This window comes from bacterium, from assembly GCA_028820935.1.
Lineage (GTDB): Bacteria > Actinomycetota > Acidimicrobiia > Spongiisociales > Spongiisociaceae > Spongiisocius.
In genome coordinates, this window is the sequence record JAPPHZ010000016.1 from 31,395 (window position 1) to 54,882 (window position 23,488).

29 protein-coding genes are annotated in these 23,488 nt (G+C 66.0%); 14 read left to right on the forward strand and 15 right to left on the reverse strand.

Features of this window, described 5'->3' with window-relative positions; genetic code table 11:
- Nucleotide 1 precedes the first annotated feature (1 nt).
- From OXM57_03190 to OXM57_03245, 12 genes are all read left to right on the forward strand, one after another.
- On the forward strand, nt 2–1,141 hold the full coding sequence (locus OXM57_03190) for an SIS domain-containing protein (protein ID MDE0351676.1): 1,140 nt from the start codon (nt 2–4) through the stop codon (nt 1,139–1,141).
- Nucleotides 1,142–1,496: 355 nt separating this feature from the next.
- A complete protein-coding gene (locus OXM57_03195; protein ID MDE0351677.1) occupies nt 1,497–1,934 on the forward strand; it encodes a DUF433 domain-containing protein in 438 nt (145 codons plus the stop codon).
- Entirely contained in the window at nt 1,931–2,437 is a 507-nt protein-coding gene (locus OXM57_03200) for a hypothetical protein (protein ID MDE0351678.1), read from the forward strand. Before OXM57_03195 ends, OXM57_03200 begins: the two co-directional genes overlap by 4 nt.
- Nucleotides 2,438–2,453: 16 nt before the next feature.
- Nucleotides 2,454–2,582: a hypothetical protein gene (locus tag OXM57_03205; GenBank protein MDE0351679.1), complete on the forward strand. Its 129-nt coding sequence runs from the start codon at nt 2,454–2,456 to the stop codon at nt 2,580–2,582.
- A gap of 34 nt (nt 2,583–2,616) precedes the next feature.
- On the forward strand, nt 2,617–3,153 hold the full coding sequence (locus OXM57_03210) for a hypothetical protein (GenBank protein ID MDE0351680.1): 537 nt from the start codon (nt 2,617–2,619) through the stop codon (nt 3,151–3,153).
- The gene (locus OXM57_03215) at nt 3,150–3,785 is read left to right on the forward strand and encodes an adenosylcobinamide amidohydrolase (protein MDE0351681.1); all 636 of its coding nucleotides are present in this window, start codon (nt 3,150–3,152) and stop codon (nt 3,783–3,785) included. The genes OXM57_03210 and OXM57_03215 overlap by 4 nt, the downstream gene beginning before the upstream one ends.
- A 394-nt stretch (nt 3,786–4,179) precedes the next feature.
- Nucleotides 4,180–4,395: an AbrB/MazE/SpoVT family DNA-binding domain-containing protein gene (locus tag OXM57_03220; protein ID MDE0351682.1), complete on the forward strand. Its 216-nt coding sequence runs from the start codon at nt 4,180–4,182 to the stop codon at nt 4,393–4,395.
- Nucleotides 4,392–4,787: a type II toxin-antitoxin system VapC family toxin gene (locus tag OXM57_03225; GenBank protein MDE0351683.1), complete on the forward strand. Its 396-nt coding sequence runs from the start codon at nt 4,392–4,394 to the stop codon at nt 4,785–4,787. The genes OXM57_03220 and OXM57_03225 overlap by 4 nt, the downstream gene beginning before the upstream one ends.
- Before the next feature lie 94 nt (nt 4,788–4,881).
- Entirely contained in the window at nt 4,882–5,118 is a 237-nt protein-coding gene (locus OXM57_03230) for a type II toxin-antitoxin system Phd/YefM family antitoxin (GenBank protein ID MDE0351684.1), read from the forward strand.
- A gap of 25 nt (nt 5,119–5,143) precedes the next feature.
- Nucleotides 5,144–5,386 carry a type II toxin-antitoxin system RelE/ParE family toxin gene (locus tag OXM57_03235; GenBank protein ID MDE0351685.1) on the forward strand — a complete coding sequence of 81 codons (243 nt, stop codon included), beginning with the start codon at nt 5,144–5,146 and terminating at the stop codon, nt 5,384–5,386.
- A gap of 248 nt (nt 5,387–5,634) precedes the next feature.
- Nucleotides 5,635–6,651: a TRAP transporter substrate-binding protein gene (locus tag OXM57_03240; GenBank protein MDE0351686.1), complete on the forward strand. Its 1,017-nt coding sequence runs from the start codon at nt 5,635–5,637 to the stop codon at nt 6,649–6,651.
- 18 nt (nt 6,652–6,669) lie between these two features.
- Nucleotides 6,670–7,473, forward strand: a complete 804-nt coding sequence (locus tag OXM57_03245; GenBank protein MDE0351687.1) for a phytanoyl-CoA dioxygenase family protein — start codon at nt 6,670–6,672, stop codon at nt 7,471–7,473.
- 67 nt (nt 7,474–7,540) lie between these two features.
- Here the strand turns inward: OXM57_03245 and OXM57_03250 are convergent, their stop codons facing one another.
- Both OXM57_03250 and OXM57_03255 read right to left on the reverse strand, forming a co-directional pair.
- Nucleotides 7,541–8,458, reverse strand: a complete 918-nt coding sequence (locus OXM57_03250; GenBank protein ID MDE0351688.1) for a hypothetical protein — start codon at nt 8,456–8,458, stop codon at nt 7,541–7,543.
- Nucleotides 8,459–8,493: 35 nt separating this feature from the next.
- Nucleotides 8,494–8,997: a hypothetical protein gene (locus tag OXM57_03255; protein ID MDE0351689.1), complete on the reverse strand. Its 504-nt coding sequence runs from the start codon at nt 8,995–8,997 to the stop codon at nt 8,494–8,496.
- Between the two features lie 103 nt (nt 8,998–9,100).
- Here OXM57_03255 and OXM57_03260 point away from each other — a divergent pair, with 103 nt between their 5' ends.
- Together OXM57_03260 and OXM57_03265 are read left to right on the forward strand one after the other, a co-directional pair.
- Nucleotides 9,101–9,292 (forward strand): hypothetical protein, encoded by a 192-nt coding sequence (locus OXM57_03260; GenBank protein ID MDE0351690.1) that lies wholly within the window; start codon nt 9,101–9,103, stop codon nt 9,290–9,292.
- Complete coding sequence (locus OXM57_03265) at nt 9,293–9,598, forward strand: hypothetical protein (GenBank protein ID MDE0351691.1); 306 nt, start codon at nt 9,293–9,295, stop codon at nt 9,596–9,598.
- A 143-nt stretch (nt 9,599–9,741) separates the two neighbouring features.
- Here the strand turns inward: OXM57_03265 and OXM57_03270 are convergent, their stop codons facing one another.
- From OXM57_03270 to OXM57_03330, 13 genes are all read right to left on the reverse strand, one after another.
- The gene (locus OXM57_03270; GenBank protein MDE0351692.1) at nt 9,742–11,391 is read right to left on the reverse strand and encodes a hydantoinase B/oxoprolinase family protein; all 1,650 of its coding nucleotides are present in this window, start codon (nt 11,389–11,391) and stop codon (nt 9,742–9,744) included.
- A gap of 43 nt (nt 11,392–11,434) precedes the next feature.
- Nucleotides 11,435–11,659 (reverse strand): hypothetical protein, encoded by a 225-nt coding sequence (locus OXM57_03275; protein ID MDE0351693.1) that lies wholly within the window; start codon nt 11,657–11,659, stop codon nt 11,435–11,437.
- A 275-nt stretch (nt 11,660–11,934) separates the two neighbouring features.
- Entirely contained in the window at nt 11,935–12,165 is a 231-nt protein-coding gene (locus OXM57_03280) for a type II toxin-antitoxin system HicA family toxin (GenBank protein MDE0351694.1), read from the reverse strand.
- A complete protein-coding gene (locus OXM57_03285) occupies nt 12,165–12,446 on the reverse strand; it encodes a type II toxin-antitoxin system HicB family antitoxin (GenBank protein MDE0351695.1) in 282 nt (93 codons plus the stop codon). Before OXM57_03285 ends, OXM57_03280 begins: the two co-directional genes overlap by 1 nt.
- 138 nt (nt 12,447–12,584) lie before the next feature.
- Nucleotides 12,585–14,624, reverse strand: a complete 2,040-nt coding sequence (locus OXM57_03290; GenBank protein MDE0351696.1) for a hydantoinase/oxoprolinase family protein — start codon at nt 14,622–14,624, stop codon at nt 12,585–12,587.
- The gene (locus OXM57_03295; protein ID MDE0351697.1) at nt 14,621–15,589 is read right to left on the reverse strand and encodes an ATP-binding cassette domain-containing protein; all 969 of its coding nucleotides are present in this window, start codon (nt 15,587–15,589) and stop codon (nt 14,621–14,623) included. The genes OXM57_03290 and OXM57_03295 overlap by 4 nt, the downstream gene beginning before the upstream one ends.
- Complete coding sequence (locus OXM57_03300; protein ID MDE0351698.1) at nt 15,586–16,545, reverse strand: ABC transporter ATP-binding protein; 960 nt, start codon at nt 16,543–16,545, stop codon at nt 15,586–15,588. The genes OXM57_03295 and OXM57_03300 overlap by 4 nt, the downstream gene beginning before the upstream one ends.
- Entirely contained in the window at nt 16,542–17,372 is an 831-nt protein-coding gene (locus OXM57_03305; GenBank protein MDE0351699.1) for an ABC transporter permease, read from the reverse strand. Before OXM57_03305 ends, OXM57_03300 begins: the two co-directional genes overlap by 4 nt.
- On the reverse strand, nt 17,369–18,412 hold the full coding sequence (locus OXM57_03310) for an ABC transporter permease (GenBank protein MDE0351700.1): 1,044 nt from the start codon (nt 18,410–18,412) through the stop codon (nt 17,369–17,371). The genes OXM57_03305 and OXM57_03310 overlap by 4 nt, the downstream gene beginning before the upstream one ends.
- Before the next feature lie 121 nt (nt 18,413–18,533).
- A complete protein-coding gene (locus tag OXM57_03315; protein ID MDE0351701.1) occupies nt 18,534–20,384 on the reverse strand; it encodes an ABC transporter substrate-binding protein in 1,851 nt (616 codons plus the stop codon).
- A 291-nt stretch (nt 20,385–20,675) separates the two neighbouring features.
- The gene (locus OXM57_03320; protein MDE0351702.1) at nt 20,676–21,743 is read right to left on the reverse strand and encodes a sulfite oxidase; all 1,068 of its coding nucleotides are present in this window, start codon (nt 21,741–21,743) and stop codon (nt 20,676–20,678) included.
- Nucleotides 21,733–22,431 (reverse strand): SDR family NAD(P)-dependent oxidoreductase, encoded by a 699-nt coding sequence (locus tag OXM57_03325; GenBank protein ID MDE0351703.1) that lies wholly within the window; start codon nt 22,429–22,431, stop codon nt 21,733–21,735. Before OXM57_03325 ends, OXM57_03320 begins: the two co-directional genes overlap by 11 nt.
- 28 nt (nt 22,432–22,459) lie before the next feature.
- Nucleotides 22,460–23,326, reverse strand: a complete 867-nt coding sequence (locus OXM57_03330) for a DUF1028 domain-containing protein (GenBank protein ID MDE0351704.1) — start codon at nt 23,324–23,326, stop codon at nt 22,460–22,462.
- Between the last annotated feature and the right edge of the window lie 162 nt (nt 23,327–23,488).

Genomic DNA, 23,488 nt, shown 5'->3' on the forward strand with positions numbered 1-23,488 from the left:
GATGAAAGTGGCTAACCCAGACCGGACGACGGATACCAGGCACACCGAGCTGCACATGTGGCGGGAGATCCGCCGCCAGCCCGAGGTGGCCACGCTGAACCTCGGCGACGAGGGTGGGCGGCTGGGTAGGGCGGCGGCGTGGATCGCCGATCAGGACCCCCGCCAGCTCCACTTCGCGGGATGCGGCGACTCGCGCTTCACCGGGATGGTGGGTCGCTACGCGATGTCCCGGTGGGCAGGGATGCCGGCCGCCGTACACCAGTCGTTCGACGCGTCCGCCTACCTGCTGGAGGAGATCAGCGGAGGAATCCTGCTGGCGTATTCCAACTCCGGCGAGTCGCAGTCGACCGTGGACTGTGCCGAGGCGGCCGCTGCCCACGGTGTCCCGGTTCTCGCGGTCACCGGCCACGAAGGGTCGCGACTGGCGCGGCTGGCGGATCACGTGCTGGTCACCACGCTGCCCGAAGCACCGGTCGCGGCGTCGCACACCACGAGCCACACCGCCATGATCGCATCGACCCTGGGGCTCGCTGCCCGCGTCGCCGCCATCCGGTCCGGGGACACCGCCTCGATCGACCGGGCGATAGCGAGCGCGCCCGCCGCGATGCGTTACACGATCGAGATGGCGGGGCCGGCGGCTCAGGAGCTGGCGGCGCGGCATAGGTCCAGGGACCGCTGGGTGCTGCTCGGCGCCGGTCCCCATCACGCCACCGCCCTCACCGGGGCGGCGAAGCTCTACGAGACGGGCTACGTACCGGCCATCTGCGAGGCGCTCGACGAGTACGCCCACGAGCAGATGTTCGTGCTCGAACCGGGGGATCCGGTCCTGGTGGTGACATCGCGAGGAGCGTCGCAGGGGAAGGCGGTGGAGATCGCCGGCGGCGTCTCCGACCTGGAGGGCGATCCGGTCATCGTGTCGGAACTCGAGCCCTCGGACCTCGGCGGTCATCGAGTGCTACCGGTCGCACCGCTGGCGGAACCCGTCGAGGAGGTGGCCGCGCTTACCCACCTCATGCCTCTCCAGCTCTACGCGCTCCACCTGGCGCTCGCCAGAGGACAGGACCCGGACCGCGTCAGGTACTTCGCGGTCAACATGCGCCTGATCGGCCAGGGCAAGACCACCCAGGACGCCGACCTGTAAGCGCGTCTGGCAGACTCACCCTCGACAATCGAGCCGTAACGGTGAAAGGTCGGGCCTGGTGGCTAGCCTGGTAGTTGTCGCATCTGCATACAGGCAAGTCGATGGAGGGGATGTGACCGGCTACCGCGTTGATCTAAACGGGCGTTTCCGGGCTGCTCTGGCCGGGTGTTACGACGCTCGCCGCGCAGCCGCGTTGTCGGGCGTGCCTGTATCGACGGTGTACTACTGGGCACGCAAAGACGTTGTGGTACCTACCGTGTCGCCCACCAGACAGAAGCTGTGGTCTTACGCGGATCTGATGGCGCTCCGTATCGTTTACTGGCTTCGCCACCCCAAACCCCTCCGAGACTCTGTCGTGCCCGCAAGCCCTATGCCCCAGGTAAGGGAAGCGTTGGACGAACTCGAACGCTGCGGCCTCGACATCTGGGCTGAGGAACCGCATCAGTCGGGGACACCGTTGCTGGTGAACATTGACGGAAGGGTGTATCTAGGTGACGGTTGGGCGGCCGGTACCCATGGCCAGCTGTCCCTGGTGTCGATGCTCGATCTGTTAGGCCCGTTCGGGATGGGAGGCCACGGTCCGGATCTGGTCCGGCCCCGACCCAGCATCCGTATCGTCCCCGGCAAGGTGTCGGGTGAACCACATCTCGTCGGCTCGCGCATCACCACCAAGTCGGTGGCTGCCGTCTACAGACGCTTCGGGGATCTCAGGCGGGTGGAGGCGCTTTACCCCCACGCCACTCCCGAGACTATCGAACAGGCAATCGACCTTGAGACCGCGCTTGCCGCGTGACCCCGCTGCCGCTCGACCATAACTTTCCCCAACCGATCCTGGCAGCGCTCTCGGAATGGTTTGGTGATGTTGAGCTTCTCCCCATCGAGCGCATCGATCCCCGACTCACGAATCTTGGGGACCGGCAACTCGTGGTGGCTCTGTATCAGCTTGGATACAGGGGACTGGTGACAAACAACTACAGGATGTTGCAGAACCCGGTCGAGCTAGCTGCGGTCATCAAGACCAAACTGTCGATATTCGCCATCGAGGGTGTGGGGGACGATCCCATCCGAGCCACGGGTGCTCTGCTTCTAGACCTCCCGTCAGTCATCAATGCCGTCGAGGCCGGCAGATCCGGAGTGTTCTGGCTACGTCCCCGCGTTCCACAGCCCAAAGATCCCTGGGACCTGCTCAAGGAGTTAGCGGACCGCCGACACGAGGACGTTGGTGCTCTCTACCGGCAAGTCGCGGTATCCGACGATGAACTGGCCACTCCGGTCTTGGGCTCCGCCGAGCAGTGACCGGTGACCCCATCTCATGCCCTTGCAGCTCTACGCGATCGGCATTGCGCTTGCCAGGGGTCAGGATCCGGAAGGCGTCAGGTACGTCGCGGTCAACATGCGCCTGATCGGCCAGGGCAAGACCACCCAGGACGCCGACCTGTAGGTGTTGGGTAAACCCGTCGATAGGATCGGTTGCAATGGTCGATCTCCCTCTAGACATCGATGGCTTCCGGAAATGGGCTGTGGGGAACCTCGTCGACAACACAACCAGGGGGTGGTTTGCGGAGTGGTTGGTCGGCCAAGCGCTCGGCATCATCGGCAACGGGGATACTCGAGTCGAGTGGGACTCGGTTGATCTACGGTATGGGAATCTCAAGATCGAGGTCAAGGCCTCGGGTCTCAGCCAGAGTTGGAATCCTGAGAACCGGTCGACACCGAACTTTCGGATCGCTCCCCGCAAGACGGCTTGGGACGCGGCTACCGACACCTGGGAGAGTTTCGATCCGCCCAGGCGGGTTGCTGACGTGTACGTGTTCTGCCTCCATCAAGCAGTGCCGGCGACGAACGAGAACGTGGCCGATCCGGCTTGCTGGACCTTCTGGGTGATCCCGACAGGAAGGCTCGACGACCGTGTCGGCGCCCAGAAGACCGTACGGATGTCAACGCTCGACAGTCTCACCGCGCCGGCGGGTTGGTGTGAAGTGCGAGACGCCGTAGACCGTTGTGGCAGATGAGCACTCTGGTCGAGCCCTTCCTGGTCCCTGCGACCGGCGAGCATCGGGGGGTGCTGGTGTGGCGGTGGGGGAATCCGATGTCGGTGCTTTCGTCGGCGCCCGTGGGCGGTGGACCGGGCGTGGCGGAGTGGGTGCTCAACATCGGCGTCGGGTCGGACTACGACCGCACCGACCTTTCCGACCACGCCGGTGAGGTGGCGGCCGAACTGGGTCTGCGGGGAGCCGGGGTGGCGATGTTCACGGCGGTGGACCTGAGCCGCCGGGAACGCTGCATTTCCGGAGGGGTGGCCGTGGATGCCACCGTGGGGATCAGCCATCCCACCTGGGCCGCCGGAACGCCTGCGACGAAGACGCCGGCGGTGGGAGGCACGATCAACCTCGTGGTGCAGCTTCCGGTCGGGCTGGATCCGGGGGCAGCAGTGAACGCGGTGATCACGGCCACAGAGGCCAAAGCCCAGGCATTGGCGGCCCGCGGGGTGGCGGGAACCGGGACCGCCACCGACGCGGTCACGATCGTGTGGCCGGCCGAGGCCGCAGCGGAACGGTTCGCCGGTCCGCGGTCACCGTGGGGCACCAGGATCGCCGACGCCGTCTACCAAGCCGTATGGACTGGAGCCGCACCAAGGGCCTGAATGCGGAGCCGGGGCGTGCCGGAACTCGACTCGTTCGCCGGCGAGGTGGTCTGTAGCCGAAAGCGGTGGCCGGCTATGCCCACAGGGTGGCGATGGGCGCCGCCAGTATGCCGGCACCCAGTTCGAAGGTCTCCCGGCCCGTGTGCAGCCCGACACGGCTCCGCGACGAACTCCTGCATCGTCTCGGCCGGCCACAAAAGGCGGATCGGAGTCATTCCTTGTTATACACGCGACCGATTCCCGTTTTCACACATACCAGGGCCGTATCCGCCAGCGATTCCAAACCCCTCCATCGAAAGGTTCCTGGTAGCCAGATCCGCCGCCGCACTGTGTCCAGACCTGTCCTGTACAATAGAGTATGAAATAATACAGCAGGCTTTCCGACGGAGATGTTATGCGCATATCTGAAAGAGGCCAGATCACGATTCCCAAGAGATTGCGGGAGCGATTCGGCCTGAATCACAACGTCGAGGTGGAACTGACTCCCACAGAGGGAGGACTCCTCATCCACAAGCGGAGCGCGGCCCGACATCCCGTCGAGCAGGTCTACGCCATCCTCGACAGCAGCCAGGACACCGACGACTACATAGAGGAGATCCGAGGACGGTGATCACCGCGGTCGATACCAACGTCCTGCTGGACATATTCCTCGGCGACCAGCGTCACGGCCACGAATCGCTGGAACGACTCAAGACGGCCTACGACACCGGCGCCGTAGTCATATGCGACATCGTCTACGCAGAACTCGTTCCGGCGTTCGACGACCGGGCCGCCATGGATGACACGCTGCGACAGATCAACGCGACCCTGTCGCCGATCACCACCGACATCGCCTACGAGGCGGGCCTGCGCTGGCAGCGGTACCGCCGAGCCGGCGGACCGCGTCAACGGATCATCACCGACTTCCTGATCGGAGCCCACGCCCTCAGGACGGCCGACGCCTTCCTCACACGGGACCGTGGCTTCTACACCACCTACTTTCCGGAACTCGCCGCGGCCTGATCCTGGTCGACGAGCTGGGTGCCAGCTGTTATTCTGGCGTGACTCTTGTACAGTTCGGCTCATGCACTGACACACCAACCTCCGGAGGCTCTCGATGACCCCCTTGACAGAGGCCCGCAATCGTCTGAGCGAGATCGTGGACGACGTCGTAGCGACCGGATCCGACGTTGTGATAACGAGACACGGCCGCCCCTCCGCTGTCATCGTCGGCTACGACGAATACGAGTCCCTGCTCGAGACCCTCAACATTCTCTCCGACCCTGAGACCATGGCCGGCCTCGCTCGCGCCGAGGCCGACGTCGCTGCCGGCAACCTCGTGGATCTTGATTGAGCATCGCATCGATTGAGCATCACAGATGCCAAAGCTCACCCCGGGCGCCAAGAAGCAACTCGGCAAGCTACCTCCCCAACTCTCAGCCAAGGCGCACGAACTCATCCGACGCCTCGACCACGAGCCGCACATCGTTGGGAAGCTGGTAGGACCCCTGAAAGGGAAGCGCAGCGCGCGCTTGGGACGTTCTCATCGGATCATCTACGAGGTAACGGAAAGCTACGTCGTCGTCCTCACGGTTGGCCCGAGGAGAGATGTCTACCGCTGATGGCCCTCTGACCTACAGAAACACTCCATGTGCTGGAGAGCTTCCTGACACGACATCCGGGGCGGACGGCAGGCAAGGGCGTCGTGCCGCAGGGAGCACACTCGTCCCGCCCGCCCACCGGAAGCCGCCGCGACAATGGCGCCTCCGTCGCTCCGTTGTCGCCTCCCACGACCCCGACAACTCCTCTCCCGAGAGCTTCGGGGGGTAGGGTCTTGGAGGTTTGAAGCGACTGTTGGGGGTGCGGGTTGATGGTTGGTCGGTGGCGGGTTCTGGTGGTGCTGTTGGTGTCCGCTGTCGTGGCGGCGGCTTGTGCGGGTGAGGAGGATTCCGAGCCGGTGACGCTCAGCTTTGGGTATCCGTTCGCGGCTGATCACCCGGTACGTGTCGGGGTCCTCGACCAGTGGGCGGAGGACGTATGGGAAGCAACGGGCAACACCGTGCGGGTGGAGTTCCACCCCGAACAGGCTCTCAGCACAGCGGCGGAGACATACGCGAACGTGGCCGCGGGCGGCCAGGACATCGGATGGGCCCTGCAGGGGTACTCACCGGGGCGGTTCCCGGCTACCGACGTGGTGGAGATGCCCTTCGTGTTCGGCAGCGGTGCGCAAGCCACCCGGACGCTGTGGGCTTTGTATGAGGAGTTCGAGGCCGTGCGCGACGAGTACGCCGACGTGAAGGTGCTGGGTTTGTGGACAGGCGGCCCGGGCGACCTGTGGCTGGTGGACGGTACCGCATCTTCTGTGGCCGACATATCGGGGCTCACCCTGCGATCGCCGACCCCCGTACAGGCCGCGGTGATCACAGCCCTGGGTGCCATCCCCGTGAACATGGCCGCGCCCGACGTGCGGGCGGCTATCGACGCCGGGGAGATCGACGGCCTGTTGACGGTCGACACGGCTCTGGCCACCCACAACCTGACCGACGTGATCGCGAGCGGCACCGAGTGCAGATGCTACGTCCTCGCATCGTTCCTGGTGATGAACCTCGACACGTGGAACGGTCTGTCACCGGACCAGCAGGCAGCCATAGACGGTGTGTCCGCTCGGACCGTTTCCGATGCCGCAGCCGGCTTCTATGACCGGGCCAGCATTACCGCTGCCCAGGAAAACGCGGAGGCCGGGATCGTCAAGATCGTGCTCGACGACGACCAGCTGGAGGAGTGGAAACAAGCCACCCGCAGCGTGGTCGACGACTGGGTCGACGCCAACCCCGGCTTCGACGCCCGGGCCATGTACGAACGCATGCTCGAACTAGCCGCCGGCTAACACCGGAGCACATCGGTCATGTCCGGCAGCAGCATCAGCGAGTCTTACCGTAGGGACGGCTACTACTTCCCGATCCCCGTCCTTTCGGCCGATGAAGCCCGGGAGTGCCGCCGGCGCCTGAAGGCCTTCGAGGCCGAGCACCAGGGGTTGCCCGAGAAGTACCGCTTCAAGACCTATCTGGTGTGGACCTGGCTGGACAGGCTGATCCGGCATCCGCGGATCCTGGATGCCGTCGAAGCGGTCATCGGACCCGACATCCTGTGCTGGTCGACCGACTTATTCATCAAGGAACCGCACGATCCGGGGTTCGTGTCATGGCACCAGGACTCGACCTACTGGGGGCTGGAGCCTCCGGAGGTGGTCACGGCCTGGCTGGGACTAACCGACAGCACCGAGGAGAACGGGTGTGTCCGCGTCGTGGCGGGCAGCCACCGGTGGGGCCAGGTCGCGCATCACGACACCTTTGGCGAGGACAACCTGCTGTCGCGAGGGCAGGAAGTGATGGTCGAAGTCGACGAGAGCGAGGGCGTGGATCTCAGGCTGTCCGCCGGGGATATCTCTCTCCACCATGTCCTGTTGGTCCACGGGTCCCGGCCGAACGCATCATCGGACCGGCGCATCGGGATCGCCTTCCGCTACCTGCCCACCCACGTGCGGCAGACGGTGGGGGTCCGGGAGTCGGCCATGCTGGTGCGGGGAGCCGACGAGTACGGGCACTTCGACCTCGAGCCCCGACCGCGGGCCGACTTCGATGAGGCGGCACTGGCGGCCCATGCCGATGCCACGGAGCGGTTCGAGAGATTCGGAGAGACACCGCCCTAGGAACGTGGCGTGGAGCCATGCGTATGGGGAATGCATTCTCCTCGGCGACGGTCGGTGGGTTGCCGTCTCAGGCTGCGCCGCCTGAGTCGTACCAGCCGGCGCCGATGAGGGTGCCGTCCACGTCGATTACCCAGATGCGCATGGTCTCGGGGCCCCCGGCTCCGGCAGGGTTGTCCTCGGCGGTGATCCAGGTTCCCTCGGCGGTGGCGTTTCTCACCGCCGGCCCCAGCAGGTCCTCGATGTCGGTTCCGATTAGCAGGGGATCTATGTGGGTCAGGATCTCGCCGTCGGGGGCTGCGATGAAACCCGTGAAGTACCCGTCGAGTGTGCCGGTGGTGTTGTAGTACCCGGCGGTCGGGATCAGGCCCACGGAGATGCCCTGGGGATCGTTGTAGAACACCAGGATGGCTTCCAGCCCGCCGCTGCGGAAGTGCTCGGCCGACTCGGAGATGAGCTGCGGCACGAACTCCTCGGTGTTGATGTACCAGCCGGAGCCGAACAGCAGCCCATCATGGCGGATGACCCACGCGTTCTTCAGCTCGAACGCGCCTTCGTCGCCGAGGGTCCCCTCGGCTGGGTTCACGTACACGTAGGGCACCCAGCGGCCCGCCTCGCCGGCGGCGAGCATCTCGGGACCGAAGACGTAGCCGTTGATGTCGGTACCCACCCAGCCCTTGACGTCCAGCCCCCGCCGGTCGGGATCGTGATGGCCGATCACGATGTCGTTCCCGTCGATGATGAACACGTACCACTGATCATCGATGCTGGCCGGACTGTTGTAGTGGGCGAGCGTGGCGTCCAACCCCTCGGCCTCGTAGCGGGCGATGGCCTGGTCCACGACGAATCTCGTGTAGGCCGCGGGATCGGACTTCGACGGCGCCGAGACCTCATCGACAGCGTCGGTTTCGGCGCCGTCGCCACAGCCGGATCCGAGCAGCGCACCCGTGGCCAGGACGGCGGCGACCGCCCATGCGAGCTTTCTCATCCTCGGATCAGCGCTCGCCTGCGGGTCGATCCGGCTTACAGGCCACCGACCACCACCGCGCTCGTCGCGGCGCTGGTCACGCTCTCTTCGTTGCCGGCGTCATCGGTGAACGTCACGCGGACCCTGATCTCCTTGTCCGTATCGGACACTTGCACCGTGTAGGTGGAGCTGGTGGCTCCTGCGATTGCGGCGTCGCGGCCCGACAGCCATTGGTAGCTGTAGGTCACATCGGTAAGGCCGTCGGCGTCGGCAATCCCGGACGTGTCGACCGTGAGCGTCTGGCCCACCTGCGCCGTTCCGCTGATCGTCGGCGCGCCCGTGGCCGGCGAGTTCGACGGCGTCGCGGTGGTCGTGGTGGTAGTGGCGGCCGTGGTGGTCGTGGTGGCCTGGAACGACGGGCCGGTCACCGTGCAGCTGATGCTGTTGAGTTGGCGCCGCGGGCCTTCGTTGAATGCCACGTACGCCGACAGGTTCCACGTGCCCTGAGCAAGCGAACCGAACTCGGTCCAGAAGTCGCCATTCGAGTCGCCGTAGGTCAATTGCCCTAACCTCGGATACCCGGTGGAATGCCGCGCGAACACCTCAAGGTGGCGCGTTCCGTCCGCAGGATCCAACGTCACCCGGATTGAGGACGGACCCCCCGTGCACGAAATGCTCCCGGCCCAGTCCGACGCCGGAGTGGTGGTCGTGGTAGTCGCGGCCGTGGTGGTAGTCGCGGCCGTGGTGGTAGTCGGGGCGGCCGTGGTAGTGGTTGTCTCGGTCACCGTGCAGCTCTGGTCCCCGAATCTGATCCACGAGCCGTCGACGGTTTGCTTGACCACCCACACGCTGTAGGTGCCGGCGGATAGTGAGGAGAACGTCACAGAGGCGGTCCCGGAAGCGCTCCTCCAAGCCAGTATCTTCGACGTCTGGGTCCCGGCTTTCGACAGGTACGCCTGGTACTGGAACACGTGGGTCTCGCCGCTCCACGACATCTGGATCGAGGACGGACCCGCCGTACACGTCACGCCGCCGGACGCCTGCGTGCCGGACGCCAGAAACAACCCGGACACGAACACCAGGACAAGTGCGAAGGCTGCGGCAGCGCCCGCGACCGGCCGGGGTCTTGTTGCGACTCTGTCCATCTCGACGAGAGTATAGAGAATATGTGGCGATAGGCCCTAACCGCTATGAAGGAAACGTGGACCCTGTGTCCGGTAGGTCGCCGCACGGGCTGTGAACCGATGCAAGTGGTGACCCCGATCCGGACGAGGTCGATCGTCGGATCGCTCCGGTGAGGTCGGTCAGTGGTGGCGTCTGGCGTAGTCGGGGGAGATGTGGCCGTCGGCTAGGTCGTCCTGGACCGCTTGGGGGTCGCGGTCCAGGGGGTTGCCGTAGCCTCCTCCGCCGCCGGTGTAGCAGCGGACAACATCGCCTTCGCGAAGCGGCATGCGGTTGGTCTTGAGGCGGCGGGTCTCTCTCGGGGTTCCGGGGTTGATAACCACGTCGGGCGGTGCCCCGTCCTTGCCTCCGAACAGGCCCCAGGCGGGGTTGCCGGAACGCTCGAACCAGAGGCTCATCTCGGTGTCGGTGGTCATCCGGTACTCGCGGATGATGCCGTTACCTCCCCGCCACTTGCCCGGGCCGGCGGAGTCCTGGCGGTAGCCGTACTCGGTTATCAGGGCGGGGAACTTGGACTCGAACACCTCGATGGGCATGTCGTGGAAGTTTCCCGACAGGGTCCAGATCATCCCGTCCTCGCCGTCGCGGCCCTGCGACGCTCCCCATCCGCCCACGTGGGGCTCGTTGTCGAGGAACAGCTCGTCGGTGCGCGGGTTGATGCCGGTGAACTGGAACACCATCCCGTCGCCGTAGTGGGCGGCGGGGACGGTCTCGGCCAGGGCGGGCGAGAGGGCCGCGCAGATCAGGTCGATCATGAGTCCCAGGGGGGTGAAGTAGAACTGGCACGCGGCCGGGGACCGGGCATGGAGGATCGATCCGGGCCGGGTCTTGACCTCGAGGGGGCGGAAGGTGCCTCCGTTGACGGGGTGGTGGGAGTTGAACAGGTACTTGAAGGCCAGGCGGCAGGCGGACAGGGTCTGCACGGCCCCGCAGTTGATGGGGCCCTGGCCGGGTCCGTCCGCCTCGGTGAGGTCGAAGAGCAGGCGCTCACCCTCCACGGTGATCTTGACCTTGATGCGGACCGGGTCGTCGCCCACCCCGTCGGAGTCCAGGAAGCCCTCGGCGGCGTACTCGCCGTCGGGGATGGCTCGGATGGCTTCCCGGTCGAGTTGCTCGCTCTGGCGGAAGATCTCCTCGGCGGCGGCTTCCACGGTGTCCCGCCCGTAGCGGTCGAAGAGGGCGCCCAGGCGGTGCTCGCCGATGGAGGCCACCGCGAACTGGGCGGTCATGTCGCCGATGGCGGAGCGGGGGAAGCGAACGTTGGCTTCGATGATGTCCCATATGTCCTGCACGGGCTCGCCGTTTCTCACCACCATGGTGGGGGGCAGGCGGACCCCCTCCTGGAAGATCTCGACCGAGTCCATCGGCACCCCCGGATCCTTGGCGCCTATGTCCAGCCAGTGGGCCCGGGAGGCGGCGAAGCCGGCCAGGTCGCCCCGGTAGAAGATGGGGGCGAAGACCGTGACGTCATGCATGTGGGTGCCGGTCAAATACGCGTCGTTCATGATCCAGATGTCGCCCTGGCCCCATACGGACCGCCCGAACATCTCCTCGGTGGCGAGGGTGCAGGCCTCCAGATTGCCGAGGAACAGCGGCACCCCCGAGGACTGGCCCAGCACCCGGTGCTTGCTGTCGATGAGCGCCACCGCGCAGTCCTTCGACTCGTAGATCACCGGCGTGTAGGCCGAACGGATCAACGCCGCGTTCATCTCCTCCGCCGCCATGATGAAGGCGTTCCGGAGGATCTCGATCGTGATCGGGTCGGGTCTCATAGCGGTAGAACTCCGATCATCAGGCAACCGTTCGCTGCCCGGCCTAGTCGGCGAGGTCAGCCGATCGATTGATGTAGTCCACGGTGGCCTCTATCTCTTCCTGGATGGCGATCAACTGGGCGCGAAGTTCTGTCGTCGCCTTGGAATAGTCGTCAGGGCTGCGGAAATGGGACGTCTTGGTCAGCTCGGTTGCAAGGTCGTTGAGCCTCTTGGCAAGCGTCTCGTACTTGAGACGTACGTTCTGGATCTCGTCCGCGAGGTTCAGCATGCGAGTCACCGTACCCTGAGTGTAGATCGTTAGGAAAGCAGCGCGACGGGGTGGTGGCATCGTACCCAGCTGTTGGGCGAGCGGTGTCGCTTGTAACGATCGATAAATCCCTTCCATGCATCCCCAGTTGAAGCCAATTGTGAGATTTGCGCCTTCGAAACTAGGCGATTCGCGCTCATGATCGGCCCGAATCGGTGGGCACTTAGCGGTGAATCTACATAGTGGTCGGGGCAGGCTTCCGTACTGGAGCCTGGGTCACTCGGCGGGTCGTGCTCTCATCCGTCCAGCCACTCGTCTCGCGAGATCCCGGCCTGGCGTAGGATCTGCCGGAGCAGGGGTACGCTCACTTCCTGACCGGAATGCGGGTTCGGGATGGTCACCGGATATTCTCGCCCCGGTTGCACCATATGAGAATGCTTCGATCCTCGTATCGGTCCTTCCCAGCCAAAGCTGCGGAGCTTCCTCAGGAGATCGCGGTGGCTAACGGGGGTTAGCCGTCGGCTCATCAGCCGAGGCTGATGCCGCCCATGGCAGGTAGCGGTGGCTGGTTCCCGGTTCGCAAGTGAACCTCGGCCCAATCAGCCAGAACATCTTCGAGCTCACGGATGGCCGCCTCAGGAGTAGACCCGCTAGCCCACGCACCCTTGCAGGCCGGAACGGTAGCGAAGTAACCGGCCGGATCGCTCATGGCCTCTACCTCGGCCTGAGCGATTGCAGCCTTAGCCCATCGAGCGATTGCGGTGGTGTCATTTGCGGTTATTGCGACGGCGGTGTCAGTCGCGGCCATCGGTGGCTCCTTCTTGTGCTTCGTCACTACAGTATACCGAGTAGCAGTGTAAAACGTACCCCAACGTCGAGGAGGTCGTGCTCCATATGGTCGTCTACGAACCTGTGCGGTGCCAGCGAGCTGTGGTTGAGCAGCATGCTACAGCGGCGGGGCTTTGATGATCAGGCAGCCGTACTCGTCGATGGTGGCGGAGCCTTCGGGGGGGATGACGGTGGTGGCGGTGGCCTCCTCGACGATGGCGGGGCCGGCGATGGCGCATCCGGGCATCAGGTACTCGCGGTGGAACCGGGCGGTGGGATAGGAGCCGGTGGCGAACAGCACCGGGGTAGTCTTGGACGGCGCGTCGGAGGGGTGGTCGGGGCGGTAGTTGGGCTGGAGGAGGGGGCGTCCCACGTCGCCCAGGGCGGTGAGCCTCAGGTTGACGGTCTCGAGCGAGGCATCGGGGTTGGAGTGGCCGTAGCGGGCGCGGTAGGTGTCCTCGAAGCGTCTGTGCAGGCCGGCGAGATGGCCGTCCGCGGACGGGGAGGCGCCGTTTGGGAGCGTGACGGTCAGGGTGTGTTCCTGGCCCTGGTAGCGCATGTCGAGGCGCTGTACGAGGGAGATTGCATCGTGGCCCACGCCCTCTCCGAGCAGGCTGCCGACGGCCGTCTCTCCCAGTCTGGCGAAGCGGGTCTCCACGTCAGCCGTGTCCAGGTCGGCGAAGTCGCGGAAGAAGGCCTCGCTGAAGTCCTGGCGCACCGCCGACTGCAGCATGCCCCAGGCCGAGAAGCCGCCCGGGTCGGGGGGGACTATCACTTCGGCGATGCCCATCTCCTGGGCGAGCGCCACGGCGTGCATGGGACCGGCGCCGCCGAAGGCCACCAGGCTGAACTCCCGGGGTTCGATGCCCCGTTCCACGGTGAGGGTGCGTATGGCCTGGGACATCTTGGCGTTGATCACCTCGATGATCCCGAGCGCCAGTTTCTCCCCGTCCAGTTCCAGCCTGGCCCCTAGATCCTCGAGGGCCTGCCGGGCCGCATCGACGTCGAGGGTGAGGTTGCCGCCCAGGAAGTAGGTGGGGTCGATCCTGCCCAGGTACAGGTTGGCGTCGGTGACGGTGGGGCGGGACCCTCCCCTTCCGTAGCAGGCGGGGCCGGGATGGGCGCCGGCGCTCTCGGGCCCCACCCGCAGGCCTCCGGCCTGCTGGTAGGCGAGCGACCCGCCGCCAGCCCCGATGGTGTGGATGTCCACCACGGGCATGAGCACGGGCAGGCCCTCCAGCAGGGCGGAGGGGGAGCTGTCGGCATGGCCGGCGGTGATCAGGCTCACGTCGAAGCTGGTGCCTCCCAGGTCGATACAGATCAGGTTGGGCCGGTCCAGGACCTCGGCGAGCGCCACACCTCCGGCCGCGCCCCCCACCGGGCCGGACAGGAGGGTCTGGAGCGGACGTTCGGAGGCGGAGCGAGCGGAGATGACTCCCCCGTTGGACTGCATCACCCGCAGCGGGGCCTCCATCCCCCGGCCGGTGAGGCGGGTGGAGAGGTCGGCCATGTACCGGGAGACGGAGGGGGCGATGTAGGCGTCCATGACCGCCGACGCGGTCCGCTCGTACTCCCGCCACTCGGCCGCCACCTGGTGGGAGAGGGAGACGGACACCCCGGGCAGCAGCTCCGCCAGAATCTCGCCCGCGGCCAGCTCGTGGGAGGGGTCTACGTAGGAGAACAGGAAGGCCACGGCCACGGAGCGGACATTCTCGGAGCGGATGCGCTCGGCCGCCCGGCGGAGGTCGTCATGGTCGAGGGGGGCCAGCTCGTTGCCGTCGCTGTCCAGCCGTCCCCCGACGGGGATGATGTCGCGGCGGGGGATGAGGGGGACGGGCTTGCGGTAGCGGATGTTGAACATGTCGAGGCGGTTGCCCCGGGCGACGTGGTAGATGTCGCTGGCGCCCCTTGTGGCCATGAGGATGACCCGCTCGCCACGACGTTGCAGGAAGGCGTTGAGGCCCACCGTGGAGCCGTGCACGAAGGACTCGACTCCCGACGGGTCGTCGACCACCAGAGCGAGGGCGTCCATGACCCCTCCTGCCAGGTCATCACTGCGGCTGGGAGCCTTGGCGGTGGTGTACCTGCCGAGGTCCGGGTCGTACGCCACCACGTCGGTGAAGGTGCCGCCGATGTCGGTTGCTACCCGGAGCTTCAAATCCGCTTCCAGCAGGCGACGCGGTGCTGGGCGCCGATGTCCACCAGCTCCTGGGGCGTGTCGGCGCAGACGTCCTCGGAGATCGGGCACCTCCCGTACAGGGGGCAGCCCGGGGCCCGGTCCAGGGCGGAGGGCTGCTCGCCGACCAGGTAGACGTGGTCGGTCTTGTGGGAGGGGTCGGGACGGGGGGCGGCCCGCAGCAGCGCCTCGGTGTAGGGGTGGCGGGGCGAGGCGAATATCTCGGCGGCCGGGCCGGACTCGACCACCTTGCCCAGGTACATGACGGCCAGGTCGTGGGCGATGTAGCGGACCACCGACAGGTCGTGGGAGATGAACAGGTAGGAGATGTCCATCTCCTCCTGCAGGGACTGGAGCAGGAGCAGAATCTGGGACTGGACCGACATGTCCAGCGATGAGGTGGGCTCGTCCAGCACCACCAGGGCGGGCTCGGTGATCATCGCCCGGGCGATGCCCACCCGCTGGGCCTGGCCCCCGGAGAGTTCGTGGGGGTAGCGGCGGGCGTGCTCGGGGCTGAGGCCCACCCGCTCCAGCATGTCGGCCACCCGCCCGGCGGCCTGCTTCATGGTGAGGCCGTCGTGCAGCAGCAGCGGCTCGGCCACGGTCCGGCCCACCGTCTGCCAGGGGGAGAGCGAGTCGTAGGGGTCCTGGAAGACGATCTGCATCCGGCCCCGCACGTCCTCCAGTTCGGCCCCTTCCATGGCGGTTATGTCGGTGTCCTCGAGGAGCACCGTCCCCTCGGTGGGCTCCAGCAGGCGGAGGATGAGGCGGGCCAGAGTGGTCTTGCCCGAGCCGGACTCGCCGACCACGGCCAGGGTCCTGCCCGGAGCGATGGACAGGGTGACGTCGTCGACCGCCTTGAGGTCGGCGTGGCGGAAGCCGCGGGTCCTGATCCGGAAGATCTTGGTGAGGTCCCTGAGGGCCAGGGTGTCGCCGGCGGCCGTCATCGCGGGACCTCCCCGGCGTTGACCGGATGGTGGCAGAAGGCGATCTGCCCGGCCCGGTCGATCAGGGGCGGCTCCTCGTCGAAGCATCCGGGCCCGGCCCTGAAGCAGCGGGGGGCGAAGGCACAGGCGGCCAGGTGGTCGCCCGGGTTGGGGACCCGCCCGGGGATCTCGCGGGGGGTGCCGCCCGAGTCGAGCGAGGTGGCGATGGATACCAGCCGGTTGGCGTAGGGATGGAGGGCCTCGCGGTAGATCTCGGCGGTGGTGCCCAGGTTCACCACCCGCCCGGCGTACATGACCGCCACCCGGTCGCACACGTCGGCCACCACCCCCAGGTCGTGGGTGATCAGCATCCCGGCCGCGTGGCGCTCTGTGATCAGGTCGCCCAGCAGCCGGAGTATCTCGGCCTGGATGGTGACATCTAGGCCGGTGGTGGGCTCGTCGGCGATGATCAGGTCGGGCTCCCCGGCCAGGGCGATGGCTATGCAGACCCGCTGGCACATGCCTCCCGACAGCTCGTGGGGGAACGACCGGTACACCCGCTCGGGGTCGGTGATCCGCACCGCGCGGAGGAGGTCGAGGGCCTCGTCCTTCGCCTCCCTCCTTCCCATGCCCCTGAGGCGCCGTAGCGTGGCGGACAGCTGGTTACCGACCCGGAACACCGGGTTGAGGCTGCCGCGGGGCCGCTGGGGAACGAAGCCGATCCGGTGGCCGCGGGCCTCCTGGCGGGCCTTGGGAGGGATGAAGTCCTGCCCGGCGAAGGTGCAGGACGCGAAGTCGACCGTGGCGGCGGCGGGGAGCAGGTCGAGGACGGAGCGGGCGGTCATGGACTTGCCGGCCCCGGTCTCGCCCACCACGCCGAGTATCTCCCCCGGCCTGACTTCCATGTCCACCCCGCGGAGGATGGGGAGACCACTGATCCCCACCTCCAGGCCCCGGACTTCGAGGAGGGCGCTCATCGTGACTTCCTCCGGGTGGGCTCCACGAGGTCGGCCACCGACTCGCCGATGAGACTCAGGGAGAAGACGGTTGTGGCGATGGCGATTCCCGGGAAGACCGGTATCCACCAGCTGCCTCCCCTTCTCATCTCGGGAATACCCTCCGCGATCATCGCCCCCCACTCGGGCTCGGGAAGCGGTACGCCCAGGCCGATGAAGCCCAGGGCGGCGGCGAGCAGGATCGCCCAGCCGCAGCTGACCGCCGCCTGGGTGACCACCGTGCCGACGGTCCCCGGGGCGATGTAACGCACCAGGATCTTGGACCGGGAGTTGCCCACCGCCCGGCCCGCCTCCACGTAGGCGTGCTCCCGGAGCGAGCGGACCTCGGCCCGCACCAGGCGGACGAAGGTGGGCACGCCCACGATCCCGATCACGAGGATCAGGTTGCGGACTCCCTGACCCAGGGCGGCCAGCACGCCGATCGCCAGCACGAGGGCCGGGAAGGCCTGGATCACGTCGAGAAAGCGCATCGTCACCGAGTCGCCCCACCCGCCCACGTAGCCGACCAGCAACCCGATCGGGTGACCGATGGCGATGGAGAGGGCCACTGCGGAGACCGCGATCAGCAGGTCGTGGCGGGCGGCATAGACGACCCGGGCGAAGACGTCGAAACCGAGGCTGGCCGTTCCAAACCAGTGATCCGCCGACGGCGGCACGAACTGGTTGGTCAGGTCGATCGCCAGCGGATCGTTACGGGCGATGAGCGGGGCGAAGACGGCCACGGCCACCATGAACCCGAACATGGTCAGCCCGATGACCAGCCGCGCGTCGTACTTGCGGGCGCTCACTTCAGCCTCACCCTCGGGTCGATCAACGACTGCACCAGGTCGACGATCAGGAACGCGACCGTGTAGGTGACGGCGGACAGCAGGACGTACGCCTGGATGGCCGGGTAGTCGGTGTTGACCAGGGAGTTGTAGCCGTACAGACCCACCCCCGGCCAGGAGAACACCCGCTCCACCAGCACCGCCCCGCCGATCATGTATCCGGCGATCAGCCCGGTCATGGTCACCGCGCCCGGCAGCGCGTTGCGGAGCACGTACTTCAGGTAGAGCGGCGCCCCCCGCAGGCCGGCGGCCCGGCCGAAGGCGATGTAGTCGGAGTTGAGCACCGAGAGGGTGGCGTTGCGGGTGAGCCGCAGGATGGGGGCGACGGCCGGGAAGCCGATCGCCACCATGGGCAGGAGCAGGTGCTTGAGCGCCGTCCGGAACGTCTCCCAATCGCCGGCCACCAGTGAGTCGACGAGGTACAGGCCGGTGGGGCCGTCGGGGAGCTCCGCGCCGATCGGCAGCCGTCCCACCGGTCCCGGCAGCCATTGGAGGACTATGAAGAAGACCAGCAGGAGGATCATGGCCAGCCAGAAGTCGGGGACCGCTACCCCCAGGGTCGAGATGAAACGGCAGAACTTGTCCAGCAGCTTGCCCTTTCGCACGGCCGCCCATACCCCGAGAGGCAGGGCCACCGCCAGGGCGAACAGCATCCCGGCGGCCACCATCTCGAGGGTCGCCGGCAGCCTGGCGCCGACGTCCTCGGCGACCGAGAACCCGGTGCGGATCGAATCACCGAGGTCGCCACGTATCAACCCGCCCTTCCCGGATCCCCCCAGACATGTGTCGCCGATCATGTAGACGCAGTACTGCTGGGGCAGGGAACGGTCCAGTCCCAGACGTGCCCGGATGGCCTCCACCTGGGCTTCGGAGGCGTTGATGCCCGCGTACTGGCGGGCCGGATCCCCGGGCAGGGCATGGGAGACGATGAAGGCGAGCAGGGTGACCCCGATCAGGATCGGGATGAGGGCTGCCAGCCTCCGGATCACGTAAGAGAGCATCTTCTCCTAGCCCGCGACTTCTCCTGGTATTACAGCACCGGTCCCCAAAAAGGGGAAAGCCGCCGGGCCAGCGTACCGGCCCGGCGGCTTGTCCGTTGTTCTTCGGGTTACTACCGGGTGATCAGGCCGACTTGGTCACGTAGTAGTAACGGTTGATCTGATCGGGGCGCCAGATGAATCCCTGGACGTCCTGGCTGGACGCCACGATGTGATGCGGCTCGGCCAGCCACACCGCGGGGGCGTCGGCCAGCATCAGCGCCTGCACGTCGTGGTAGAGCTGGGCCCTCGCCGGATCGGCCGGGCTCAGGAACTTGGCGGCGATCAGCTTCTCCGTGACCTCCGGGTTCTCGTAGTTGCTCCGCATGGCGAAGGCGTTGGGCTCCCAGAACAGCTCCATGTGGTACTGGGGCTCGTTCACCCACGAACCGGACCCGAAGTAGAACAGGAAGAACTCCATCGGGTTGATCCGTACGTCGCCGTCCTGGGCGAACACGTTGTCGCGGAACTGACCGGAGTCGAGCCTCACGATGTTCACGTCCACCCCGATCTGGGCCAGGGAGGCCTGGACCACGATCGCCAACTCGGGCGCGAAGGCCAGCGTTCCGTCTATGTAGAGGTCCAGAGTCCGGCCGTCGTATGACGAGGCGGCCAGCAGCTCGCGGGCCTTGTCCAGGTCCTGGCTGTAGAACGGAGCGTCCGGGTTGTACGAGGGAGTGGTCGAGGGGATCGGTCCACCACCTCGGCTCGCTGCACCGAAGTAGACGCCTTCCAGCACGTCATCGTACGGGTAGGCGTAGGAGATCGCCTGCCGGAAGTTCACGTCGTCGAACGGTTCCTTGGTGGGGTTCATGTACATGACGGCCTGGTTGTTACCGCCGACCGTGGTGACCTTCACGCCCTGGTCGCGGAGGTCGGGGATGGCGGTGACCGGCACTGCCTCGGCGAAGTCGATCTCACCGGCGGTCAGCAGGGCTGCCTGCTGGGCGGCGTCGGGGATCACCCGCAGGATGATCCGCTCCGCCTGGGCCGGGCCGAGGTAGTAGTCGTCATTGCGCTTGAGCACGATCTCGACGCCCGGTTCCAGCTTCTCCAGGTAGAAGGGGCCGGTTCCGACGTCGTTGGTCTTCAGGTACTCGTGTGCCCACGGGTCGTCGTCGGTCGCGTGGGCCATCAACACCTCGGAGTCGTAGACGGTGACTCCGGCGTTGGACAGCACGTGCAACGGGAACGGGGTGGGCTTGTTGAAGTCGAAACGGATGTGGTAGTCGTCGATGACCGTGATGGCGGTCTCGATGTCGGACTCCGAACCGAAGTCGTAGAGGCCGATCACCGCATGGTCGAACCAGCCGCCCCCGTCCAGGTAGGCCGCCCGCAGGAAGCTCCACCGGACGTCCTCGGCGGTCATCTCGTTACCCGTGTGGTGGAACTTCACACCCTGGCGAAGGGTGAAGATCACCGAGGTGCAGTCCTCGTTGAAGTCCCAGCTCTCGGCCAGCAGACCCTGGGGTCGGGTGGAGTCGGCCACCAGCACGCCGTCGGCGTTCGGCACCAGATGGAAGGTGGTGAGCTGGTCGTACATGTTGGCGACCATCTCAGAGGCGCGAGCCTCGAAGTTACGCCGCGGGTCGATGGTGGAGACATCACCGCTGATGGCCCGGACGATGGTCATGCCGTCAACCGGAGCGACACCTCTGGGCGGAGCTGCCTCGGGCTCGGGGGCACAACTGCCCTCGCCGCCGGCCAGCTCGATTCCCGTCAGCTGGGTGGTGGTCGTCACCTCTGCGGCCGTGGTGGTGGTCTCCTCCACCATGGCGGCAGTCGTGGTCGTTTCCTCCGCCATGGCAGCTGTAGTGGCAGTTGTGGCGGCTGCGGTGGTCGGGGCGGCCGCGGGTTCGGGGTCGTCCCCTCCGCAGGCGGCCGCTACTAGCGCCATCGCCAGAAGGGCTGCTACCCACACACGAGATCTGATCATGTTTCCATCCTTGCTTTCGCTCGCTTTTCGGTCTCGGCAGGTGGTCGCGTCCGCGGTCGGGTCACCTGCGCACAGAGCGCCGTTAACCATAGCGAAGGGGCGCGAAAACGGCATATGCTGGGGCGCGATAGGAAGGCAAGATCCGCCGGGCTATGAAAGTGTCGGTGTTGGTACCCCTGCGAGACGGCTCGGCGTAGGACCTTGAGAAGGATTTTGATCCCTTGCGGTGGTCTGCCGGAGACCCGTCTGCATTGAGTTGACCCACTCGGGCGGACACTACCGACCGGACGTCTACGGCTCTAAGCCGGCAACCACGAACACGCGCACCCGCTGCACCCAGTTGGCTTCGTAGTTGCGCGCAGGCAGCGCCTCCATGGGCTGTGCGCGACCCGCGGAATCGACGGCCCTGACCATAAAGTCCAGCGGACCCACTTCATCCGCCTTGTGTGTCAGGCTCCATGCCCTCCAACTGTATGGCCGCACCTCATCGCCGAGTTCGGTGGGTTGCCAGCTCTGGCCACCGTCAAAGCTGATATCCACGCTGGTCACGTCACGTTGACCCGCCCATGCAAACCCCGAGATGGGTATGTCCCCGAGGAGGATCCGCTGACCATTCGAAGGGGACAGGACCAACGACTTCACTCCCATCTCGCGTACCCGCCGTCCGGCTTGCAAGCCCGCATCCGTCCACTGGGCCCTGTACTTGTGATCGTCGTAGAAATGGCCGAGCGGTGTGGTTCTTGCCTCGATAGACCTGAGCCACTTCACGGAATCCATGCCGTACCAACCCGGCACTATCAGCCGGACCGGGAACCCATGCTCTCGAGGTAGGGGCTCACCGTTCATCTCGTAGACGAGCAGCGTATCGCCGTCAAGAACCTTGGCTCTGGGAATGCTCCTTGTGTAGCAGTCGATCGGGACCGGCTCGTCGGGATCCTCACCGCCGTCATAGCCTCGAAAGACGAACTCCGTGACCTCCGGTGGGATCTCGTCCTCGAACAAGGCCGCGACCGGAACGCCTCGCCAGACTGCCGTCCCCACCATGGTCCTCATATGGTGTTGCTGCCGGTCGGCACCCCTGCCGTAGCCGCCATTGCCAGCACACTCCAGCGTCACGGTCAGGGACTTTGATGGGAGGCTTCCGAGGTCGGCGAGCGAGACGGCCGTGTCCCGGACACCGACTCCTGTCAGATGCAGACGCCACTCATCCGCAGGTATAACGGGCCGGTCTACGAAGTGGTCCCGCACGAAGAACCGACGGTTCGGAGTGATGAACTCGCCCAGTTGTGACACCCGCGGCTGGCTGAGCTCTGCCCTTACTCGAGAGACCATCAAGCCGTCGCTGGAGCTAGTAGACATCCAGAGAGCCTCCATGCATGGCGATCATGCCATGCCGGATGGTCCACAGGGCCAGTTCTGCGATCCCGCCGGCTGATATAGAACGAGCCCGACGATGCCGGTACTCCTCACGCTCTTCGGCGGTCAGCATCGGAGTGGCGAAGTCGGTGTCCACGAGACCGGGACTTATCGCCACGATCCGGAAGGAGTCGCCCTTGAAGTCCTTGGCTACCTGCTTGCACAGCCCCAACAGGCCGGCCTTCGCAACACTGTAAGCGAACCGATCCGCAGCGCCGAGAGCGCCGGCTCCGGACGCAATGTGGATGATCCCGGCCCATGAACAAGCTCCGGACTGGAGCAGGCGAACTAGTCCCTGGGTGATGAGGTAGGCCGATCGGAGGTTGATGTTGATGACCCGATCGAACTCCTCGGGCGCCACGTCCGCAACCGTGCCCCGACTCGGCACCCCCACAGCGTTCACAACCGCCACGCTTCCCCCGTTTGCGTACCGGAGCGCGCCCGCGAGCCCCTCCTGTACTTCAACCGGATCGCATGCGTCCAGTTCGAGGACTTCGAACTCGCCGTCCGCCCGGGGGGCCTTGTCGTAGCCGACGACCCGGAACGACTGGTTCCGAGCCAGATCGGTAACCGCCCTGCCCATACCGCCTGCCGCGCCGAACACGACGATGAGGTCGGGGGTCACAACCATCTCAACTCCTCGAGGCCGGAGTCCGCGTTCAGATGAGGGAGCCCGAGCCGGCGCGATTGCGGAGGACGGTCAGGACTTCGCTGTCGATCGAGTCGCCGTGAAAGCGTCCGGACAGGTACTCGTCGATGGCCCACGCTTCCAACGCTGCAACGACCGCGTCGTCGGCAGAGGTCTTCGGCGGATATCCGATCCGGTCCAGCAACACCGCTATCTCACCCAGCACCTCTCCCTCGAGTGGAATCGCGCCGGGCCCATCACTCTGGACCAGGTGAACCGCTCGGATATCGGAAAGGCGTATCAACTCTAGGACCGGATCGTGGTGGTCATCGACCCTGAGGTTCGTGTACTCGTCGCTGGCGCCTTCTTCGTAGGCGCCCTCTTCGGTAACGATCAGGATCGCAGAACTCTGGCGCCCTCTCCTGTCGCCACCGGCGCGATCACCGGCCAGCAGCGCCGCAAGCATCCGGCGCTCGAGTTCCTCCGATTCGTCGGTTGCCAGCCAAGCCCTTTCCATCGCGGCGATCACACCCGGACCGGAAAGGAAGTTCCCTTGAATGGCGTAGCCATCACCCACTGCATGGCCGGCCCAACCGTTGCAGTCCTCTCCGGTATGGCTGCTGGCGCCCCCCATCGCGTCCACAACCCCCAGCTGCCGGTACTGTTGCTGGTCGTCGTCTTTCACAAGATCCCTCACGACTTCCTCTGCTGAGGCCCCGGAACTAAGAAGGGCGAGTCCGCGTTCCCGGTACGTGAGATTACATTTTGCCTGGGTAGCGATCGCACCTACGTTCACTTTGGCGGCAGGTACGGCTCGTCCGACGGCAAGACATCTCGACGCCACCGCAGACCCCCACCACGCACCATCTGCGCTGCGAGCAACTATGGAAAACGTCACCGCTTCGACGCTAGCACGGCTGGACGTTGCCAGCTTTGCCCAGACGAGATACTTGCTCACGTGTCACGGCTAGGAGGGTGCTGAAAAAGACGGGGATTGGTTGGCACGCGGTGTTTTGAACTGGGGTTTTGTTCCGGCAATCGGACCAACTGGACCTTTTTC